Annotated in this window: 16 protein-coding genes; 15 read left to right on the forward strand and 1 reads right to left on the reverse strand. The window is 51.2% G+C overall.

Going from position 1 to position 16,018, the window contains the following annotated elements; genetic code table 11:
* The first annotated feature begins 29 nt into the window (after positions 1 to 29).
* From BACSA_RS17490 to BACSA_RS17500, 3 genes are all read left to right on the forward strand, one after another.
* The gene (locus BACSA_RS17490; protein WP_013619354.1) at positions 30 to 2,342 is read left to right on the forward strand and encodes an amidohydrolase family protein; all 2,313 of its coding nucleotides are present in this window, start codon (positions 30 to 32) and stop codon (positions 2,340 to 2,342) included.
* Between the two features lie 43 nt (positions 2,343 to 2,385).
* Positions 2,386 to 4,695, forward strand: coding sequence for a DEAD/DEAH box helicase (locus BACSA_RS17495; protein ID WP_041584108.1), 2,310 nt, complete (start codon positions 2,386 to 2,388; stop codon positions 4,693 to 4,695).
* A gap of 182 nt (positions 4,696 to 4,877) precedes the next feature.
* Positions 4,878 to 5,261 carry a hypothetical protein gene (locus tag BACSA_RS17500; protein WP_013619356.1) on the forward strand — a complete coding sequence of 128 codons (384 nt, stop codon included), beginning with the start codon at positions 4,878 to 4,880 and terminating at the stop codon, positions 5,259 to 5,261.
* A gap of 2 nt (positions 5,262 to 5,263) precedes the next feature.
* Here BACSA_RS17500 and BACSA_RS17505 read toward each other — a convergent pair whose 3' ends face one another.
* Positions 5,264 to 5,920: a M23 family metallopeptidase gene (locus tag BACSA_RS17505; protein ID WP_041584503.1), complete on the reverse strand. Its 657-nt coding sequence runs from the start codon at positions 5,918 to 5,920 to the stop codon at positions 5,264 to 5,266.
* 103 nt (positions 5,921 to 6,023) lie between these two features.
* Here BACSA_RS17505 and BACSA_RS17510 point away from each other — a divergent pair, with 103 nt between their 5' ends.
* The 12 genes from BACSA_RS17510 to BACSA_RS17565 all read left to right on the forward strand — a co-directional run bounded on the left by BACSA_RS17510 (position 6,024) and on the right by BACSA_RS17565 (position 16,010).
* Positions 6,024 to 6,332 (forward strand): Fic family protein, encoded by a 309-nt coding sequence (locus tag BACSA_RS17510; RefSeq protein WP_245546560.1) that lies wholly within the window; start codon positions 6,024 to 6,026, stop codon positions 6,330 to 6,332.
* Positions 6,333 to 6,549: 217 nt separating this feature from the next.
* The gene (locus tag BACSA_RS17515) at positions 6,550 to 7,314 is read left to right on the forward strand and encodes a DUF4099 domain-containing protein (RefSeq protein ID WP_013619359.1); all 765 of its coding nucleotides are present in this window, start codon (positions 6,550 to 6,552) and stop codon (positions 7,312 to 7,314) included.
* Between the two features lie 6 nt (positions 7,315 to 7,320).
* On the forward strand, positions 7,321 to 7,545 hold the full coding sequence (locus BACSA_RS17520; RefSeq protein WP_013619360.1) for a hypothetical protein: 225 nt from the start codon (positions 7,321 to 7,323) through the stop codon (positions 7,543 to 7,545).
* 31 nt (positions 7,546 to 7,576) lie between these two features.
* Positions 7,577 to 9,178 carry a hypothetical protein gene (locus BACSA_RS17525; protein WP_013619361.1) on the forward strand — a complete coding sequence of 534 codons (1,602 nt, stop codon included), beginning with the start codon at positions 7,577 to 7,579 and terminating at the stop codon, positions 9,176 to 9,178.
* A gap of 46 nt (positions 9,179 to 9,224) precedes the next feature.
* Complete coding sequence (locus BACSA_RS17530) at positions 9,225 to 10,475, forward strand: toprim domain-containing protein (protein ID WP_013619362.1); 1,251 nt, start codon at positions 9,225 to 9,227, stop codon at positions 10,473 to 10,475.
* Positions 10,472 to 10,978: a PH domain-containing protein gene (locus tag BACSA_RS17535; protein ID WP_013619363.1), complete on the forward strand. Its 507-nt coding sequence runs from the start codon at positions 10,472 to 10,474 to the stop codon at positions 10,976 to 10,978. Before BACSA_RS17530 ends, BACSA_RS17535 begins: the two co-directional genes overlap by 4 nt.
* A complete protein-coding gene (locus tag BACSA_RS17540; RefSeq protein ID WP_013619364.1) occupies positions 10,959 to 11,651 on the forward strand; it encodes a hypothetical protein in 693 nt (230 codons plus the stop codon). The genes BACSA_RS17535 and BACSA_RS17540 overlap by 20 nt, the downstream gene beginning before the upstream one ends.
* Before the next feature lie 43 nt (positions 11,652 to 11,694).
* Entirely contained in the window at positions 11,695 to 12,366 is a 672-nt protein-coding gene (locus tag BACSA_RS17545; RefSeq protein ID WP_013619365.1) for a hypothetical protein, read from the forward strand.
* A gap of 35 nt (positions 12,367 to 12,401) precedes the next feature.
* Complete coding sequence (locus BACSA_RS17550; protein WP_013619366.1) at positions 12,402 to 13,037, forward strand: antitoxin; 636 nt, start codon at positions 12,402 to 12,404, stop codon at positions 13,035 to 13,037.
* 45 nt (positions 13,038 to 13,082) lie between these two features.
* A complete protein-coding gene (locus tag BACSA_RS17555) occupies positions 13,083 to 13,898 on the forward strand; it encodes a M23 family metallopeptidase (protein WP_041584506.1) in 816 nt (271 codons plus the stop codon).
* 34 nt (positions 13,899 to 13,932) lie between these two features.
* A complete protein-coding gene (locus BACSA_RS17560) occupies positions 13,933 to 14,217 on the forward strand; it encodes a hypothetical protein (protein WP_041584507.1) in 285 nt (94 codons plus the stop codon).
* Positions 14,214 to 16,010 carry a hypothetical protein gene (locus BACSA_RS17565; protein ID WP_013619369.1) on the forward strand — a complete coding sequence of 599 codons (1,797 nt, stop codon included), beginning with the start codon at positions 14,214 to 14,216 and terminating at the stop codon, positions 16,008 to 16,010. Before BACSA_RS17560 ends, BACSA_RS17565 begins: the two co-directional genes overlap by 4 nt.
* Positions 16,011 to 16,018: the final 8 nt, after the last annotated feature.

Here is a 16,018-nt window from a genome sequence, read left to right on the forward strand (position 1 = left end):
TGTAGGCTAACAGGAAAAACACGATTACCATGAATGCACAATCATTCATAAAGCATTTGATGACAGACAGCAAATCGTTGTACAAATACTTCGTGGAGGCGCAACCCGTTTCCCTTGAGGATGTGAAGATGAGCCTTATGCTTGCGGAACGCGAGTCAGATGTCCATGTCCCGGATCACCATTATAGATTAGGGGTGGAAAAAACATTTGAGAATATAAGCCATCTGGGCGAATTGTTCACGGTCGGATTGTCTGAAATGGCCGACGAATATCTGTCATGGGAAAATAATACGGTTTATGTCAATGCCGAAAGGCAAAACCAATGGCAACTGCTTCTTCCTTATATGCCACCATTGATCATGGTTTCAGCAAGAATATGGAAAGAACGCCCGCCATGCGGTATGTCCACTGTTGAATATATTTCAAACTACATTATTCCCAATTTGCGCTTCACGGCCATACCATCGCCCCATATACGGCAGTTGGAAGAGCTGAGGGAAAGGGAGCATGGCCTATGCGACCTGCACATGCACTTGAACGGAACGTTGGAAACCGATACAACATGGCAGGATTTCCTGCTGCACCCCGACAGGGTATATATGGAATTGAAAGTGGCAGCCGACACGGGAAAAGTGAAGGAACAATACCTACAGTTGTCGCCTTATATCAAGCCACTGGCCTTCCGCAGGCTGCTGCAAGTGGCACGTGTCTTGAGGTCGGTGCTATGTGAGAGCTTGGTGTCAGGTGAACATGGCATAGGCGAAGAATTGACGTTGAGTGTTCTGCTGAAACAGTTGTCCATTGCCGACAAAAAGGAGCCGGATTCACACCACCCAATGGCCTATTTAGTTGGGAAAGACTGTAATCCTATATGTATGGAAGCCATGCTATATGTGATGGTGCTTGAACACCTTTGCCGCAACAATGCCGATGACTATACGGCTTCTCTGTTCCACTATTACTTGCTTATTTTAGGGCATACCAACAAGATGCTTGTACAGCAACCTGACAGTTTCGGGTTCGAGGAATTCCAGAAGTACACCATGAACGGGTTCCGTGAACACAGCGAGAAAGAATACAGGCGGAGATTTCTACAGATAGCAGGTAACAAATTGGGAAACATACGCTTGCTTGAAGGGCGGTTCTCCCCCAAGGACTCATTGCTGAAATCTGAAGGCCTGATAGACCGGATCACTATAGGCTGGAGAGAGCTTGGCAGGCAGCGGCAGAACCAAGGTCTTGGCGACGGCATAAAACTGGAACTTAAATTGGTTGCCCACCTTATCAAGCGGCCGGACACAAAACCGGACGAATATGTACGGCACAAATGGTTGCGGAGAGAAATCATGCACAAGGCAACCATCTTGGCACAACTAAAGAAGAGGAATGACAATTACTCTAAAATGCTTGTCGGTATAGACGCTGCGGCAAGCGAGTTTGATGCCCCACCCGAAGTGTTCGCACCGGCATACAGGTATCTTCGCGAACATGGATACAAACACTTCACGTACCATGCCGGGGAGGATTTCTTTCACGTATTGAGCGGTTTGAGAGCCATTTACGAAGCCATTATATTCCTGGACCTAAAACGCGGCGACAGGATAGGCCATGCCTCCGCCACAGGCATACCCATTGAATTGTGGCGTGACAACATAGGAGAAAAGATGCTCATCAGGCAGGGTGAGTATCTTGACGATTTACTATTTGCATACCACCTGATAGAACATTCTAACAATCAACATTTAAACAACCGCCTTCCCTATCTTGAATTGACGATAAACAATTTCTCTTATGAGGTATATGGTGAACATATCCCACTGAGGTTGTTAATTGAGTCTTGGCTATATCGGTATAAAAATCCTGAAGCGGATTACAATGGTACATCCGTAAAATCCTACCGGGATATTCCGCTGAAATATTTTCTCTTCTACCATTGGAAAGAGACAAGGGATAGATATGATAAAATCATCGAAATAGAAACATTCGGGGCTTTCGCGAAAGATGAACTTGTTGAACTTCAATTAATGCTGCTGGAATATATGTTCCACCATGAAATTGTAATTGAAACATTGCCGACAAGTAATGTGGTTATCGGCGTACATAGGGATTACACGACTTACCATTTGTATAATTGGTTGGAATGGAGGAAGCAAGGGAAACTTGTTCCACCTATCGTGGTTGGTACAGACGATGCAGGAATATTCGCCACGAATATTTACAACGAATATTGCAACATTTATTGCCAATTTGTGTATGCAAAAAGAATGAGCACAAAAGAGGCCATTGCATATATAGAAGAATTGCATCATAATTCCCGCTTATATGCTTTCGTCACGGAATGATTATACTGGTATTAAAACCTGGAATACCCCGTTCTTTTCTTCTATGAAAAACTATTCCTGCATTCTCCGCGATTACCAAACGGGCACCATGCAACGTGTCCTTGACGCATGGCGTCAACACCCGTTCGTGATGGTACAGATGCCCACCGGCACTGGCAAAACACACCTGCTGGCCTCCCTCGTGAATGAAGAATTAAGAACGAAGAATGAAGAATCATGTGTTTGGATTGTCGCTCATCGTCGTGAACTTGTAGAGCAAATAGAAACGACCGTCGCACGATACAGCATATCCAAAGAGTATGGAAAGGTGAAAGTGTTGTCCATACAATGGCTGTCAAGGCATTGGGAGGACGTGGATGATGAAAGGCCGAGCCTGATTGTGATAGACGAAGCCCATCATGCATTGGCGAAAACCTACCAGGAACTGTGGCTACGCTATCCTGAAGCGAAGAAATTAGGTATGACCGCCACGCCTTGCCGACTGAACCGCAAGGGGTTCACGGACTTGTTTGACACGCTCATCACATCGGACAGCATAGCGGACTTCATCCGTCAAGGGTGGCTTTCGCCTTTTGATTATGTATCCATACGTCCAGACAGTGAAGACCAAAAGCTAATAGACGGTTTGGAAAAACGTGGGGCGGACGGAGATTTCCAAGTAAAGGAGATGGATACCGTGCTGAACAAACGGCCAAGCATCGAGAGACTGTATGAAAGCGTAAGACAATACGCCGACGGAAAGAAAGGCATAATCTATGCAATAAGTATCAGCCACGCACGGAATATCGCGGAATATTACAAGGGACACGGAATGAACGCCGTCGCCATAGACAGCAAGACACCTGCAAAAGAGCGAAAACGACTTGTAGAGGATTTCCGGCAAGGCGGAATACAGGTACTGGTCAACGTGGATGTGTTCAGCGAGGGGTTCGATTGCCCGGACGTGGAGTTCGTGCAATTGGCACGCCCTACCCTCTCGCTTTCCAAGTACCTGCAGCAGGTGGGACGCGGACTACGAAAAACGGTGGGAAAGGAAAGCTGCATGATTATCGACAACGTGGGGCTTTACCGCCTGTTCGGCCTGCCGACTGCCTATCGTGACTGGCAGGCGATGTTCGAAGGACGGCTGGCCGGAAAAGGCTATCCCGCCGCAAACGCAAGAAATGTTTCCTATATGGCTGCCGGACAAGTGAAAGACGAGACATTGAATGCGGACGGCTTGCTGGAGACGATTGTATCGCACGGACAGTTGATGGATTACCTGCAAAACGGTTCTTCCCTGTTTGATAATAACGCTTCGCAAGCGGAAACTCTGACACCATATAAAGACCGTCAAAGCGGGCTTTGGGGATTGAAAATGGGACAGACTATCACCGCCAAAGCGCAATACCGCACCGTATTTGACGTGAAAGACAATTGTGCTGCCGTGAGGTTCGAAGACAACCGGGTCGGCATCACGGATGGGAACGGGAACATACGGATGAAGCTCAACCGGTATCGGTACATGAAATTCCTGCCGGACGACATTGTTGCCGTGACGGACAATACCGGACATACATTTTACATTGATTTGAAAACAGCCAAACTGTATAACGGGAAACCGGAAGTGCTGAAATACGGGAGGATTGAGATGCTGAGGGTCGGAATGGTGTATTATAGCCGCACCAAGAATGTCTATAAGAGTCCGTTGGGAATAAACAGTTTTGACTTGGTGCCACGTGGCTTCTATTTGCGGATTTATACCAGTCTGACCGACAACTGTAAGTTCAGACACATAGACAGCGAGGATGCTTTCCTTCATCAGGATTGTGTGTGCATCCTGGCGAATGACGAAGAAGAATACTATGGATTCTGCGGCGAACTTGCAGACGGCAGCATCGTGATTACGGACGGAAAGGGAAATTACCACCATGCCATGGACGGCAAGGAGAAGCAATACATCGCCTGCGAGCACCCAAAAACACAAGACGAGGATTTTGATGTGGCGGTGTCACGACTGAAAGCGGAAGCCGAGGCGAGAGCCGCTAAGATGAAAGCGGACCATCAACGGGAAAAAGAAAAGAAACAGCAGATGCGACTGGCTAAAATACAAGATGCCGTTCCGTTCCAATCGGGATTGAAATGGGGGTTGAGAGCAGGCAGCCGCGTCATCGTGCCGCCCATTTACCGTAGCATACAGAACCCCGTGGGCAACTATTGTGTCGTGGAAACCAATCCCCGTCAATGGGGCATCATCAGGCTGGATGGCAAGGTGGTGGTAGAGGCACGGTACACGAATGTGGAGATAAGCAATGGCGGGACAGCCCGGTTGACCGTCTTCCCTGGCATAACAAAGACGGTGAATTTAAAATAGTCCTGAAGTTTGCCTGTTGTTTTTTGCGGACTTGTAGTGGATGCCATTCCCTATTCCTTATCATGAAGGAATGAGGAATGGCATTTTTTTCGAAATATCTTTAAGAAAAGTGGCAAAATACAAGCAGGATTTTTTGCATAAATGGAAAGATTGTTTAACTTAGTAGTCTAATAATCAAAGGTATGGAGTACATTGTATTACTGGCTTTTGCCTATATTCTTTTGAAATTGTGCGGGAAAATGCTAAGGCATTTCCTATCGCCGGAGACAACCGCTTTCTGGTTGGTTGTCATCGGGTTGTGCCTGTTCGGGTTGGAATGGGTCGGATTGTTGTTGATAGCGTGGCGGTACATTGTGATACCGATTGGAATATATTATGAGAGGCATCCGGGGCGCAGGTATAACAGGAAAAGCAATGTAAATTCAATTATCAACCGGGCGGTCATGTGGCTGATACCCGTGTTCTGGCCATCCCTGATAGCAAGGATGTTCTTGTCGGGAAAGACCTATAAGCCGGGGATGAATGAATATGACTACGAGCAGTTCTTAAAAGGAAATGGAAAGTAAGCTCAGCCGATTGCCAGACGTGCCAATGCTTCTTCACGGGTTTCCTTAATCAACTGAAGCAAGATGGCCGGGTCAATGTGCTTCTTGCCGTATTTGGCGGTGATGTGCAAGTGCGGACCGGTACTACGCCCCGTGTTGCCACTGATAGCCACTACTTCTCCTGGTAAGACCTGTGCGCCTTTCTTTGCCAATGTCTTTGAAAGATGGCAATAGCTGACAGTGTAGTCACCGTGACGGAGGACAATGTAATTGCCAGAACGCTTATCAGAAGATACTTTTATGACCTCGCCAGGCATCATGGCATAGACCTCCTCGCTGTTTGCCCGCAAGTCCAACCCTTTGTGGTTGCTACGTTTGCCTGTAAAAGGATCTTTGCGCCTTCCAAAAGGTGAAGTGACTATGATTTTCTTCAAAGGGTAAGACACGCTCATATAACAGCCTATCCAATGGCTCCGCATTTCATCTGGCTGTTTCCCTGCAATCGAAGTAAAGGAAACAAGTTTGTCTGCTTCTCCATCTCCGGGGAGGCATTTTGTTTCTGTAGGCTCGGCCACTCCCTGCATTTTGTACAGTGGCTTGCTATATGCAATGGTATGGAACTGTGCTTGTAAGGACAAGCAACAGAATGATAAAGTGAGTAATAGCCATGACTTTTTCATGGCACAAAAGTAATATGTAGATGCGTATAAAGGGAAGAATTGCAATGAGAATGGTCATATTATAAGATTTTATAGGGAATCAGACCTACGAATCAGATTTAGAGTGTCTATAAAGTCAAGGCTGACCGAGGAAGTGCAACCCGACTATGTGGTGTTGACGTTACCCATCGGCAAGCCCCATCAAGAAAGCCCCATCAAGAAGGACTTGATGAGAGCGTTAATATTGGATTTCTGCAAAGAGCCCAAAAACTTTTTGGAAATAATGAATTTGCTCAATTTGAAAGACAGGGTAAACTTCAAGCGAGTGTATATTTCTCCCTTGATTGCGGAAGGTTTGCTGTCAATGACAGACCCCGACAGCCCAACCAGCAGAAACCAAATGTATGTGGCAACCAAGACTGAAAAGTCCTAATTGCACCTATAAACATAACCACTTATACCCGAATGGGGCTTCCCAAGGCACGTTCATGCCGGGAAGCCCCATTCTTCGTTTTGAGTATGATTGATAGTATGATTTTTCTCTTCAGCTATAAATAACCCAAAATCTGAGCATTTTTCTTCCCGGCTTTTACTTTGCTTCATTCTACCGCCTTACATTTGTCCAAGTGTAACAACTATAATTTGGACGAATGAACAGATACAAATTCTCGGAAGAGGAAGTACCCTACGGTACTCTCGAACAATTCGGGCTGACAAGGGAGATGGTTGGTGACCTGCCGGTGGATGTACTGCAAGCCATCCTTTCAGGCCGCCGCTCACCCGTTTTGCCCATCCGTGCGGATGATTCGGAAGGCAACACCATCCATGCAAGAACTCGCTTCTCGTTGGTGCGGCGTGAGGACGGCACAGCCGACGTGCTGTTTTACCCAGTACTGGTAGAAAGCCGCCTAGAGCGGTTCAGTGATGAACAAAAACAACGCCTGTTGGAAGGAAAGGCGGTCATCGCACCGATGCATGGCGACAATGCTACCCCTGTACAGGCATTCCACCAGATAGATTCCGGCACGAAGCAAATCCTTTCCGTTCCCACACCCGTCATCGGACGCAACCTGCAAATCATAGCTGATGAATTCCATCTTTCTACAGCGGAAATCAACTGCCTGCAAGTGGGTGAACCGCTAACCGTGGCTGAGGGCGACGACCTGATGACCATCGGCATTGACCTGAACGAGCCGACCGGCATCTTGGTATGTGTGGGTGACGGCGTACAATGGAAACAGGAAGCGAAACGCGAGTGGGACAAGTATAACTTCGGCTGTTTCGGCTGCTGGGTGGCAGACGGCGAAGGCGGACTTGACTATGTGCATGAGGACGACTACACCGAAGAAATGTGGAACGAGTTGAAGCGGAGCAGCCAGCGCAGGATGCAGAACGCCAACACTCCCAAAATGTAAGGCATCATGGCAAAGGAAGAATACTATCCGGAAGAGACCCTCGTGGAAAAGGTGCAAAGCGGTGAGTACGGTTGGAAAGACTATGTATGGTACCATTCGAGGGAGTGGAGAACAGAATACGAAAAGTACTGCCGCCTGCGTGACCTGCCAATGGACGACGACACCGCCTTGCGCTTCCTCGACATGAAGCAGGAGGAGATGGAAACGGCACTCGCCTACGGCGATGCCTGATGAGCATATAACCGCATGACAACAATATGAAATGAGCATACGAAAGAACACTAACCCACGCCCTTTGGAACTGCCGCCGGAGATGCGAGACCTGCTGGCCCGCAACGGCATGAGGGGGCATATAGCAGGAAGCAGCGAGGGTTTTGTCCTGATTGTGCAGGGACATGATTCCCCGTTGCTTTCCTATCCCATCACCGAAAAACAGCTGCAAGCACTGACCGACTGGGGTACGAATTACGCAAACCGAAAGTGCTATAACACCTTCGCAAGTATTGTGGCGGCGGACTTCGACCTGCCCAGGGATTTCGTACACGCACGGAATGCCAACGGACGGGTGGCCATGGGCTTACACGGCTACCGTATCGGCGCTGGTGAATACGGACGATCAGGTTGGGCGCATCCCATGTACCGCCACCCATGGGGAGCGTGTTTTCTCGGCTGGACACCCCGGCAGCAGGACGGCTTCCACCTGCGGCGCATAGGCGGCAACCTCTATTTTCCCGGCGCACCGATAGTGCCTAACCGCCCCGACGGACGCATGAAACCCGGAGAACTGCAAAGCGGCGGTTATGGTTTCTACTACAAGGGGCAACCCACCACGACAGTAGCCGGACAGGATGTGTTGGAGGAACTGGAAACGGTCATCACACCTTTGCAACCCAGGCCACGACCCACCGAACCGGCCAAGCCTTACCACACGCTCATCACTTCCCCCGTCTATTTCACCAACGAGAAATGGCAGGAATGCTTAGCGAGCCACGGCATACTCATAGATTCCGAGCGCAAGACGCTGACCATACAGTCTTCCTCCGTCTCTGCCGATTTGCAGTATGACCTGAAAGACGAGGAATTGGCAGCTTTGACTAACAACTCTGCACAGGATGTGCCGGTGGAAAAACGGCTGGAAATCATTAATGGCATCATCAAGGAGGATTTTTCCGCACCTATCACAATGGACATGTTGAATAGTGACAAGATGATTGCCATCGAACTGCATCCGGCGGTCAAGGAAGACTTGGACCGCCAGCTTTCCCAAGTGGGGCAAATAGAGCAAGGCGGGCAAGGGCAATATGTCAATGAAGGCCTGTCCGTAGAGCCTGAAGAAAGGGTACTGCACAAGGGAACGGTGGTGATGGACGGTAACGACCTCGCCTACATCAACCCGGACAAGGGCTGGTTCCGAGAGGGCCGGCATGGACGGGAGGTGACCGTGGACGAGATACGGGTAGAACCCACCGAAACTGAGGGCAAGTACCGCATGACCGCCGTCATAGACGGCGAAGCAGTGAGCCACGAAATCACCCAAAAGCAATATGACAAGTTCATGGCCATTGATGACTACCACCGCCTAAAACTGTTTTCCAAGATATTCGGGGAAGTGGACATGAAGTCGAGGGACAACGTGCCGTTGGGAACGAAAATCGGGGCGGCTTTGTTGGCGGGCGTAGCCGTCATGGGCGAACTGGGCCGTGGACCACGCCCCGACATTTACCTGGAAAAGCATGGCCCTCCACCGCCTCACCGGTGTTACTTCAAGCCCGGAGTGGACACCCCTATGGACGTGGCGGCACGCAATTATGAAGCAGCCGTGAACACGGAACGGATGCAGCATGAAATGAGACATGGAATGTGATTCAACGAAGAGCGAAAAATTAAGAATGAAGAATTGAGAACCAATCATGGCTGAACTGACCTACGAGGATTACAAGAGGCGGCTGAGCATCCAGGAGTTGCTGGTGGACGCGGGCTATCGGCTGAACCGCCGTGACGGCCTGCGCTATCCGTCGTATGTGCGCATTGACAGCGATGGGCGGCGTGTGCGAGGAGACAAGTTCATCGTCACGGCCAACGGCTTCTGTTGTTTCCAGCCGCCCGAACGCAAGAATTACAATGTCATTTCCTTCATCAAGGAACATCCCCACTTCTTTGCCGAATACACTCCGGGGATGTCCGCCGACCGGTTGGTCAACCTCGTATGCCGCCGTCTGTTGAACGAGCCGCAAGAAATCCGTGAAACAAGGATATTCAACCCAAACAAGAATGGCAAACCGTTTGACATGGATGAATACGACCTGCAAGCCTTCCGCATGGACGATTGGGAGAGCCAGAAAAAGTTCTATCCCTATTTCAAGAACCGGGGCATTGACCTTGACACCCAACGCGCCTTTTGCAGTCATTTCTTCCTTGCCTCCAAGCACCGGACGGACGGCAAGGTATTTACCAACCTCGCTTTTCCATTGTCACTGCCCGCATGGCCGGGCAAACAGATTGTCGGCTTGGAAGAACGCAGCCGCCCCAATGCCGAGGGTAAGACCGCTTATAAAGGCATGGCGGCAGGGAGCAACGCCACCAAGGGAATGTGGATAGCCCAGCTGAACAGCCACCGCAGTGATGTCGGTTTCAACGTCCCGTTGTCAGGTGTGAAAGACGTGTACTGGTTTGAGAGTGCCTTCGATGCGATGGCGTTCTACCAAATCGAAAAGAAGGAAACTGTGGCATACGCCGACTTGGGCAATGCCGTGTTCGTTTCCACGGGAGGCACGCCGAGCATCAGGCAGTTTGCCGGGATGCTGGAACAGACCCCTGATGCCAACCACCACCTCTGCTTCGACCGCGACCAGGCGGGACAGCTCTATGCCGTGAACTTCGCCTTGCAGATGAACGGACGGGTATTCAACTCACACATGACGAAGAAAGACACCTTGGTGGTGACTGACCTAACCGGGAAATACGGGAGGACGGAACTGGACGTTCGCACATTTGACTTTGAAGCTATTTGCAAGGAACTTGGCTTGGAGAAAGGACGCATTGACTACCGCCCACCCAGCGAGGGCTACAAGGACTGGAACGACCAACTTATGGGCAAACGGATGGATGAGGATAAGGAACAAGAAAATACGGAAGAACGACAAACCCGATTCAGACGATGACACAAACTACTTCACAACCGCCATTTACGCGACCCGACACCCTGCAACTGCGGCCACGGACGTTGCAGTTTTTTATCGACAACCTGCCGTTGCTGACGCTCGACCTGTGCGGTTACGCTTGTGCCGGGATGGACAGAATGCTGTTCAAGGGATTGTTGCTTTGGTTGTCAGTGGCCATGTCGTTGGTCTTGGCTTACCGTTTTATCTACCTCAAACGCATGATTTACCGCATTACGGACGAACAACTGATATACGAGCACGGGGTGATTACCCGGAGCAGCGATTATGTGGAACTATACCGGGTGGTGGATTTCGCCGAGCGGAGCAACCTGCTGCAACAGCTTTGCGGACTGAAAACCGTGAGCGTCCATTCGGGCGACCGCACCACGCCCCGGCTTGACATCATCGGCATGGACATGAACAATGACCTGGTGTCTGTCATCCGTGGACGGGTAGAATTGAACAAACGAAGAAAAGGAATCTATGAAATCACGAACCGTTAAGATACCGACTATTGTATTTGCCTTGTGCTTCAGTATCAGTGTACAAGCGCAATACGTGCAGACCAATCCTTTGGAATGGCTGGCCCTGGCGGAAGGCAACGAGGCCATCAACGGCCAGATACAAGACCAGATAGAGGGGCAGACCAAGACGGCGGTCTTGCAAAACACCATAGCCGCCGAGTTCAACCGTATCCACGAATGGGAGCGGAAGTACAGCGATTACCTGCAGACGGTGGAAGGTTATGCCTCCTCCTTGAAAGCAGCCACCACCCTGTATGAGGACGGGGTGCGCATCTTCATCACCCTCGGTAAGCTGCGCAAGGCCGTTACCAGTAATCCGCAGGGCATTGTCGCCACGATGAGTATGAACAACCTCTACATTGAAACGGCTACGGAATTGGTTTCAGTTTATACGCTGCTCAGGAATGCCGTGGCCACAGGAGGCCTGCAGAATATGCTGACCGGGGCGGAACGGAGCGAAACCCTCTGGGCTTTGTCCGACAGGTTGGACGCTTTCAGCAAGAAACTGCACTTGTTGCATCTGAGCATACGCTACTATACGATGACCGATGTATGGAACAATGTTACCGCCGGGATGATAGACAGGAGCAACGGGGAAGTTGCCCATGCCGCCTTGGACAGATGGCGAAGGGCGGCAAGGACTATCCAATGAAGAATGAAAAATGATGAATGAAGAATTAAGAATGGCAGGGATAATGAGACACATCGTGATAATGGGCTTGCTGCTTGTTTGCTCGTTGCAATTAAAGGCACAAATCGACCCGACCCTGGCCGGGATGGTGTACCTCTATACCGAAAAGGCGGAAGACCAGTTGAAAGCACAGGAGCGGGCGATGCTGATGCAGACCACCGGGCATATCTGGACACGGGAGGAAGTGGAAGGCACGACGGACATCCAACGGAAGTTCAACGACTACCTCGATTCTTTCCGCGACATCATCAGCTATGCGGCACAGATATACGGCTTCTACCACGAGGTAGGCAAACTGGCCGAAAATATGGGGAGCCTGAACGACCAATTGCGCAGCCATGCGGGAAACGCCATTGCTGTGGCACTCACCCCGAACCGCAACCGCATCTACCAAGAGCTGATATTGGGCAGCGTGGAAATCGTGAACGACATCCGGCAAGTATGCCTGAGTGACACCAAGATGACCGAGAAGCAACGGATAGAATTGGTGTTCGGCATCCGGCCGAAGCTGAAAGCGATGAACCGGAAACTGCGCCATTTGACATTGGCGGTGAAATACACCTCGCTGGCCGATGTGTGGGCGACCATCGATGAAGGGGCAAGGCCGCAGAAAGCGGACAAGGCGGAAATAGCCCGTGCCGCCATGCGCAGATGGAGAAGAAACGGAGATTTATAAACGGATGGAAACAACTACAAAATAAGTACTAGGATATGGCAGGATGGGCAAGAATACTGGGTTTTGGCAAAAAACTGGTCAACAACTCTGCCACCCGCTCATTAGGCGGTGCGGTAGTGCATCCCCAACGCACCCTAGCCGGATTAGGCCATGCCACCAAAACGGCTGTTGTCGGAGGCGGCATGGGCTACCTTGCGTGGGAGAATATCGTGAACGACAAGCCGGTGGTGCGCACCGTGGCCGACGTGCTGGTCGGCGAGGAAAATGTGGACAAAGGAGTGGAAATGGCCGGACAAGCCGCCGACCGTGTGGAACAGGCTGTTGAACAAGCCGGTGAAGCCCTGCAAGGCGTAAAGGAGGGCGTTTCCACCATGAACCGGACATGGGGAGGCATCGGAACATTCTTAGGCAACCTGACCGGTGGGAACAGCTTGGATATGTTCGGCAATTTCTTCTCCAACTTGGGGAAAGGAAACGTGTCGGGCTTGGGAATGCTCGGCTTGGTGGCTTCCGCCTTGTTGGTGTTCGGACGTTTCGGCTGGTTAGGCAAGATCGGCGGCCTCCTGCTAGGCATGATGCTGATTGGCAACAACTCCAAGGTGGAACGGATGCAACCAGCAACACAAAACCCGGAAGAAGCGCAGGAACGGCAGGGAGGAAGGAGAAGATAAATTAAGAATTAGAAATGGAGAATTGAATTGGCAATGACAGGAAATATGAGTTATACGCAAGAGATGAACCTCGCATCGCGAAGCGGCTATTGCATGCCGTTCGAGGAACGCGACGGGGAAGTGAGGCTGGCCTTGGGTTACGGAGAACAGACCCATCCCAAGACCGGCGGGAAATTCTTCCATCACGGTGTGGATTTCGCCACGAACCGCTACCTGTTGGCAGCTGTGGCAGACGGTATCGTGAGCGGTATCGGGAGCAACTCCACGCACGGGTTGTCCTTGACGACACGCTACGGCAAGTACGAAGTGACATACGCCCACTTGGCAAGGGCGATGGCCCCATTCGGAGCCAAGGTGAAAGCCGGCAACATTCTGGCCATCAGCGGAAACCTCTTACATATGGAGGTAAGGTACGACGGTGAGGAAATCAATCCCATAGACTTCCTGACCATGCTGTACGGCAACCTGAAAATGATGCGGCAACAAGGACATACCGGGATGCCCGATTTTGAGACCATCGAAATGGACATCCCCACAGACTATGACGATGACCAGGATGAGGTGGAGGAACTGATGCTGCGCTTCTACCCGGACTACCTGTCGGAAATAGGACGCGGGTTGTACCGTGTGCCGGAGTATACCGCCCAATCGCTGCGTAACATCTTCTCACTCTCGGCCGTCCGTAACTATTTCTACGAGGTGATACCCTCATTGGCCAACCCGCTCGGCATCGGCACACGCGCCATGCCCATCGCCGCCAAGGTGCAGAACCTGCTGATAAGCGACTTCCTGAACTATTTGGCGTTCCGTCACGGGGTGTTCCTCTCCACCTTGGGTGAAAACGGTAAAAAAAAGACTTGACGAAGCGGTAGCCGCCATCGGCGTTACCGACCCGCTGGCGGATTTAGAGATTGACGTGCGCAGTTTCGACATACCCAGATTAGTGACCGTCTATCCCGACCGCGCCAGACTGAGGTGGTGGACGAAGGCCTGGTTCAACAACAAAGAGGACGGGGAAGCCTCGGTGGAAATCAACCGGCAGACGGCGGTGGGCTTCATTCGCGATGAGATAGCCAAGGACGCGATGCTGGAGAAATACTACCCTAAGCAGATGGAGGCCTGCCGCCACGCAATAGAACAGACAAGAGAACAACTGATGAAACAACTGAACATCACATGAGCAATGGAATACGACATGACGGACGGTTCGCCGAGGTGGAATACTGCCTGCAAAGCTACTTCGACACTCATATGGTGGCTGTCATGCAGGACGTAAAGGACTACATCGGAAAGAAAAAGGCGGAGGAGACAAGCGAATACGCCATGAGTCCAGCAGGACTACTGGGCAGTCTTGCAAACGGAACCACAGGAATGCCCGACAACACGCTCCGACACCTGCGGCTCACGGGAGAATGGAACAGCAAGACCGCCGAGGATTATGTGGAGATGTGCAGGGAAAGGATTGCCGGAAACGAGGACATCGCCTCCGACCTTACCCTGCTTGCCGGGGAATGGCGCAATGCGGTCGTGACCGAGATAGGCAGGGAACGGTATGACAGCCTCTCTGCCCGATTAGGGGGCGACCTGGCTTTCGCCTATGTGGACTACCGCATGGAACAGTTGATGATAGACCACATGGTGGCCGAGCGGATGCCCAAGTCGTCGGTGGAATACGTGCTGCGCAAGGGTATGGAGGGCAGCCTGTTCGGTTTCGCCGACTCCCTGATGAAATCTCCCCTACAACAGGAAATCGACGCAAGAAGCGAAGCCGCCTATAAGCCGTCCAAAGGAGAAAGGGCAGCCGGACATGGCGTTTCCCTCGTGGCGGATGCCGCAGCCACGGGCGGCATCTCCTCATGGACAGCACTGGCGGGGACTTTGGGGCTGGAAGCTGTTTCCTACGGTGTGGAACGGTATATCGACGGCGATGAAGAAGGAGGCGTAAAAGTACCGACCGTGGAAGAGTGCATCAGCCGTGGCGTGTTCGGTGCGGAAGGCAACGTGTTCACGGGCTTCCGCCAAAAAGGGAAGCAAATCGTTTCCTACGAGAATGACTATGTGCTTTCCGTCAACAGCCGGCTGGTAAAGCCCATGGGCATCCTCACGGAAAAACCGTTATGGGCGGATTATTCGGAACAATACAAACTACCCCATATGGATCTGAAATCATTTATCCCGGAAAACAAGCGCGATGACGAACGCTACAAGGACGTGCCAATGATTGTCGCGCCTGGGCATGAGGAGGAATACCTCCGGACCTTGGTCGAACAGGAAGAAGCGCAGAAGAAGAAAACGGAAGCCGTGCAATCGGAAAGCGAAGGACAACACACTGGACAACAACCGCAACAGGAACAAACACCGGAAAGCGGCCAGAACGAAAACCAGCAACAGACCAATGAGAGCGGTTGGGATTCTTTTCTGAGGACATTCGGGTTGGACGGGCTGGACGGCGTGGGCAAGAACCTCGGCTATGTGGTTTCCATGCTCCCCGATGTGCTGATAGGCTTGTTCACCGGTCATACGAAATCTTTCGGGGTAAAGGACAGTCTGTTGCCCGTCGCTTCCATATTGCTGGGCATGTTCGTCCGTAATCCCTTGCTGAAAATGGTATTGATAGGCATGGGCGGCTTGAACCTGCTCAACAAGGCCGGGCAAGAAGCTCTTGACAAGCAAGAAGAAACACCTGCCAGACAGCTATACAAGCCTTATCCCGATGAACAACTGAACGCAAGGCTCGCCAATCCCGTGCTTCAAGGCGACCACCTCTTTATGGAAATCGACGGTGTGCCGTGCAGCGTCCTGTTGCCACACAATGCCGCCGAAGCCTGCCGGGAGGGGGCATTGCCGATCAATACCCTTGCCAATGCCGTGCTGGCCAAGCATGAGCAAACCAAGCGGATAGCCCAAGGGAACTTTCGTGCCTCGGAGCAGGCATTGGAGGAAGGCAGGGAAAGGACATTTGGTATCAAGTAACAACATTA

It is taken from the genome of Phocaeicola salanitronis DSM 18170, assembly GCF_000190575.1.
Taxonomy (GTDB): Bacteria; Bacteroidota; Bacteroidia; order Bacteroidales; family Bacteroidaceae; genus Phocaeicola; species Phocaeicola salanitronis.

Excerpts from the sequence above, each read along its gene's own strand:
- BACSA_RS17490 (WP_013619354.1), top strand. The coding sequence starts at position 30 with ATGAATGCACAATCATTCATAAAGCATTTGATGACAGACAGCAAATCG.
- BACSA_RS17495 (WP_041584108.1), top strand. The coding sequence starts at position 2,386 with ATGAAAAACTATTCCTGCATTCTCCGCGATTACCAAACGGGCACCATG.
- BACSA_RS17500 (WP_013619356.1), top strand. The coding sequence starts at position 4,878 with ATGGAGTACATTGTATTACTGGCTTTTGCCTATATTCTTTTGAAATTG.
- BACSA_RS17505 (WP_041584503.1), bottom strand. The coding sequence starts at position 5,920 with ATGAAAAAGTCATGGCTATTACTCACTTTATCATTCTGTTGCTTGTCC.
- BACSA_RS17515 (WP_013619359.1), top strand. The coding sequence starts at position 6,550 with ATGAACAGATACAAATTCTCGGAAGAGGAAGTACCCTACGGTACTCTC.
- BACSA_RS17520 (WP_013619360.1), top strand. The coding sequence starts at position 7,321 with ATGGCAAAGGAAGAATACTATCCGGAAGAGACCCTCGTGGAAAAGGTG.
- BACSA_RS17525 (WP_013619361.1), top strand. The coding sequence starts at position 7,577 with ATGAGCATACGAAAGAACACTAACCCACGCCCTTTGGAACTGCCGCCG.
- BACSA_RS17530 (WP_013619362.1), top strand. The coding sequence starts at position 9,225 with ATGGCTGAACTGACCTACGAGGATTACAAGAGGCGGCTGAGCATCCAG.
- BACSA_RS17535 (WP_013619363.1), top strand. The coding sequence starts at position 10,472 with ATGACACAAACTACTTCACAACCGCCATTTACGCGACCCGACACCCTG.
- BACSA_RS17540 (WP_013619364.1), top strand. The coding sequence starts at position 10,959 with ATGAAATCACGAACCGTTAAGATACCGACTATTGTATTTGCCTTGTGC.
- BACSA_RS17545 (WP_013619365.1), top strand. The coding sequence starts at position 11,695 with ATGAGACACATCGTGATAATGGGCTTGCTGCTTGTTTGCTCGTTGCAA.
- BACSA_RS17550 (WP_013619366.1), top strand. The coding sequence starts at position 12,402 with ATGGCAGGATGGGCAAGAATACTGGGTTTTGGCAAAAAACTGGTCAAC.
- BACSA_RS17555 (WP_041584506.1), top strand. The coding sequence starts at position 13,083 with ATGAGTTATACGCAAGAGATGAACCTCGCATCGCGAAGCGGCTATTGC.
- BACSA_RS17565 (WP_013619369.1), top strand. The coding sequence starts at position 14,214 with ATGAGCAATGGAATACGACATGACGGACGGTTCGCCGAGGTGGAATAC.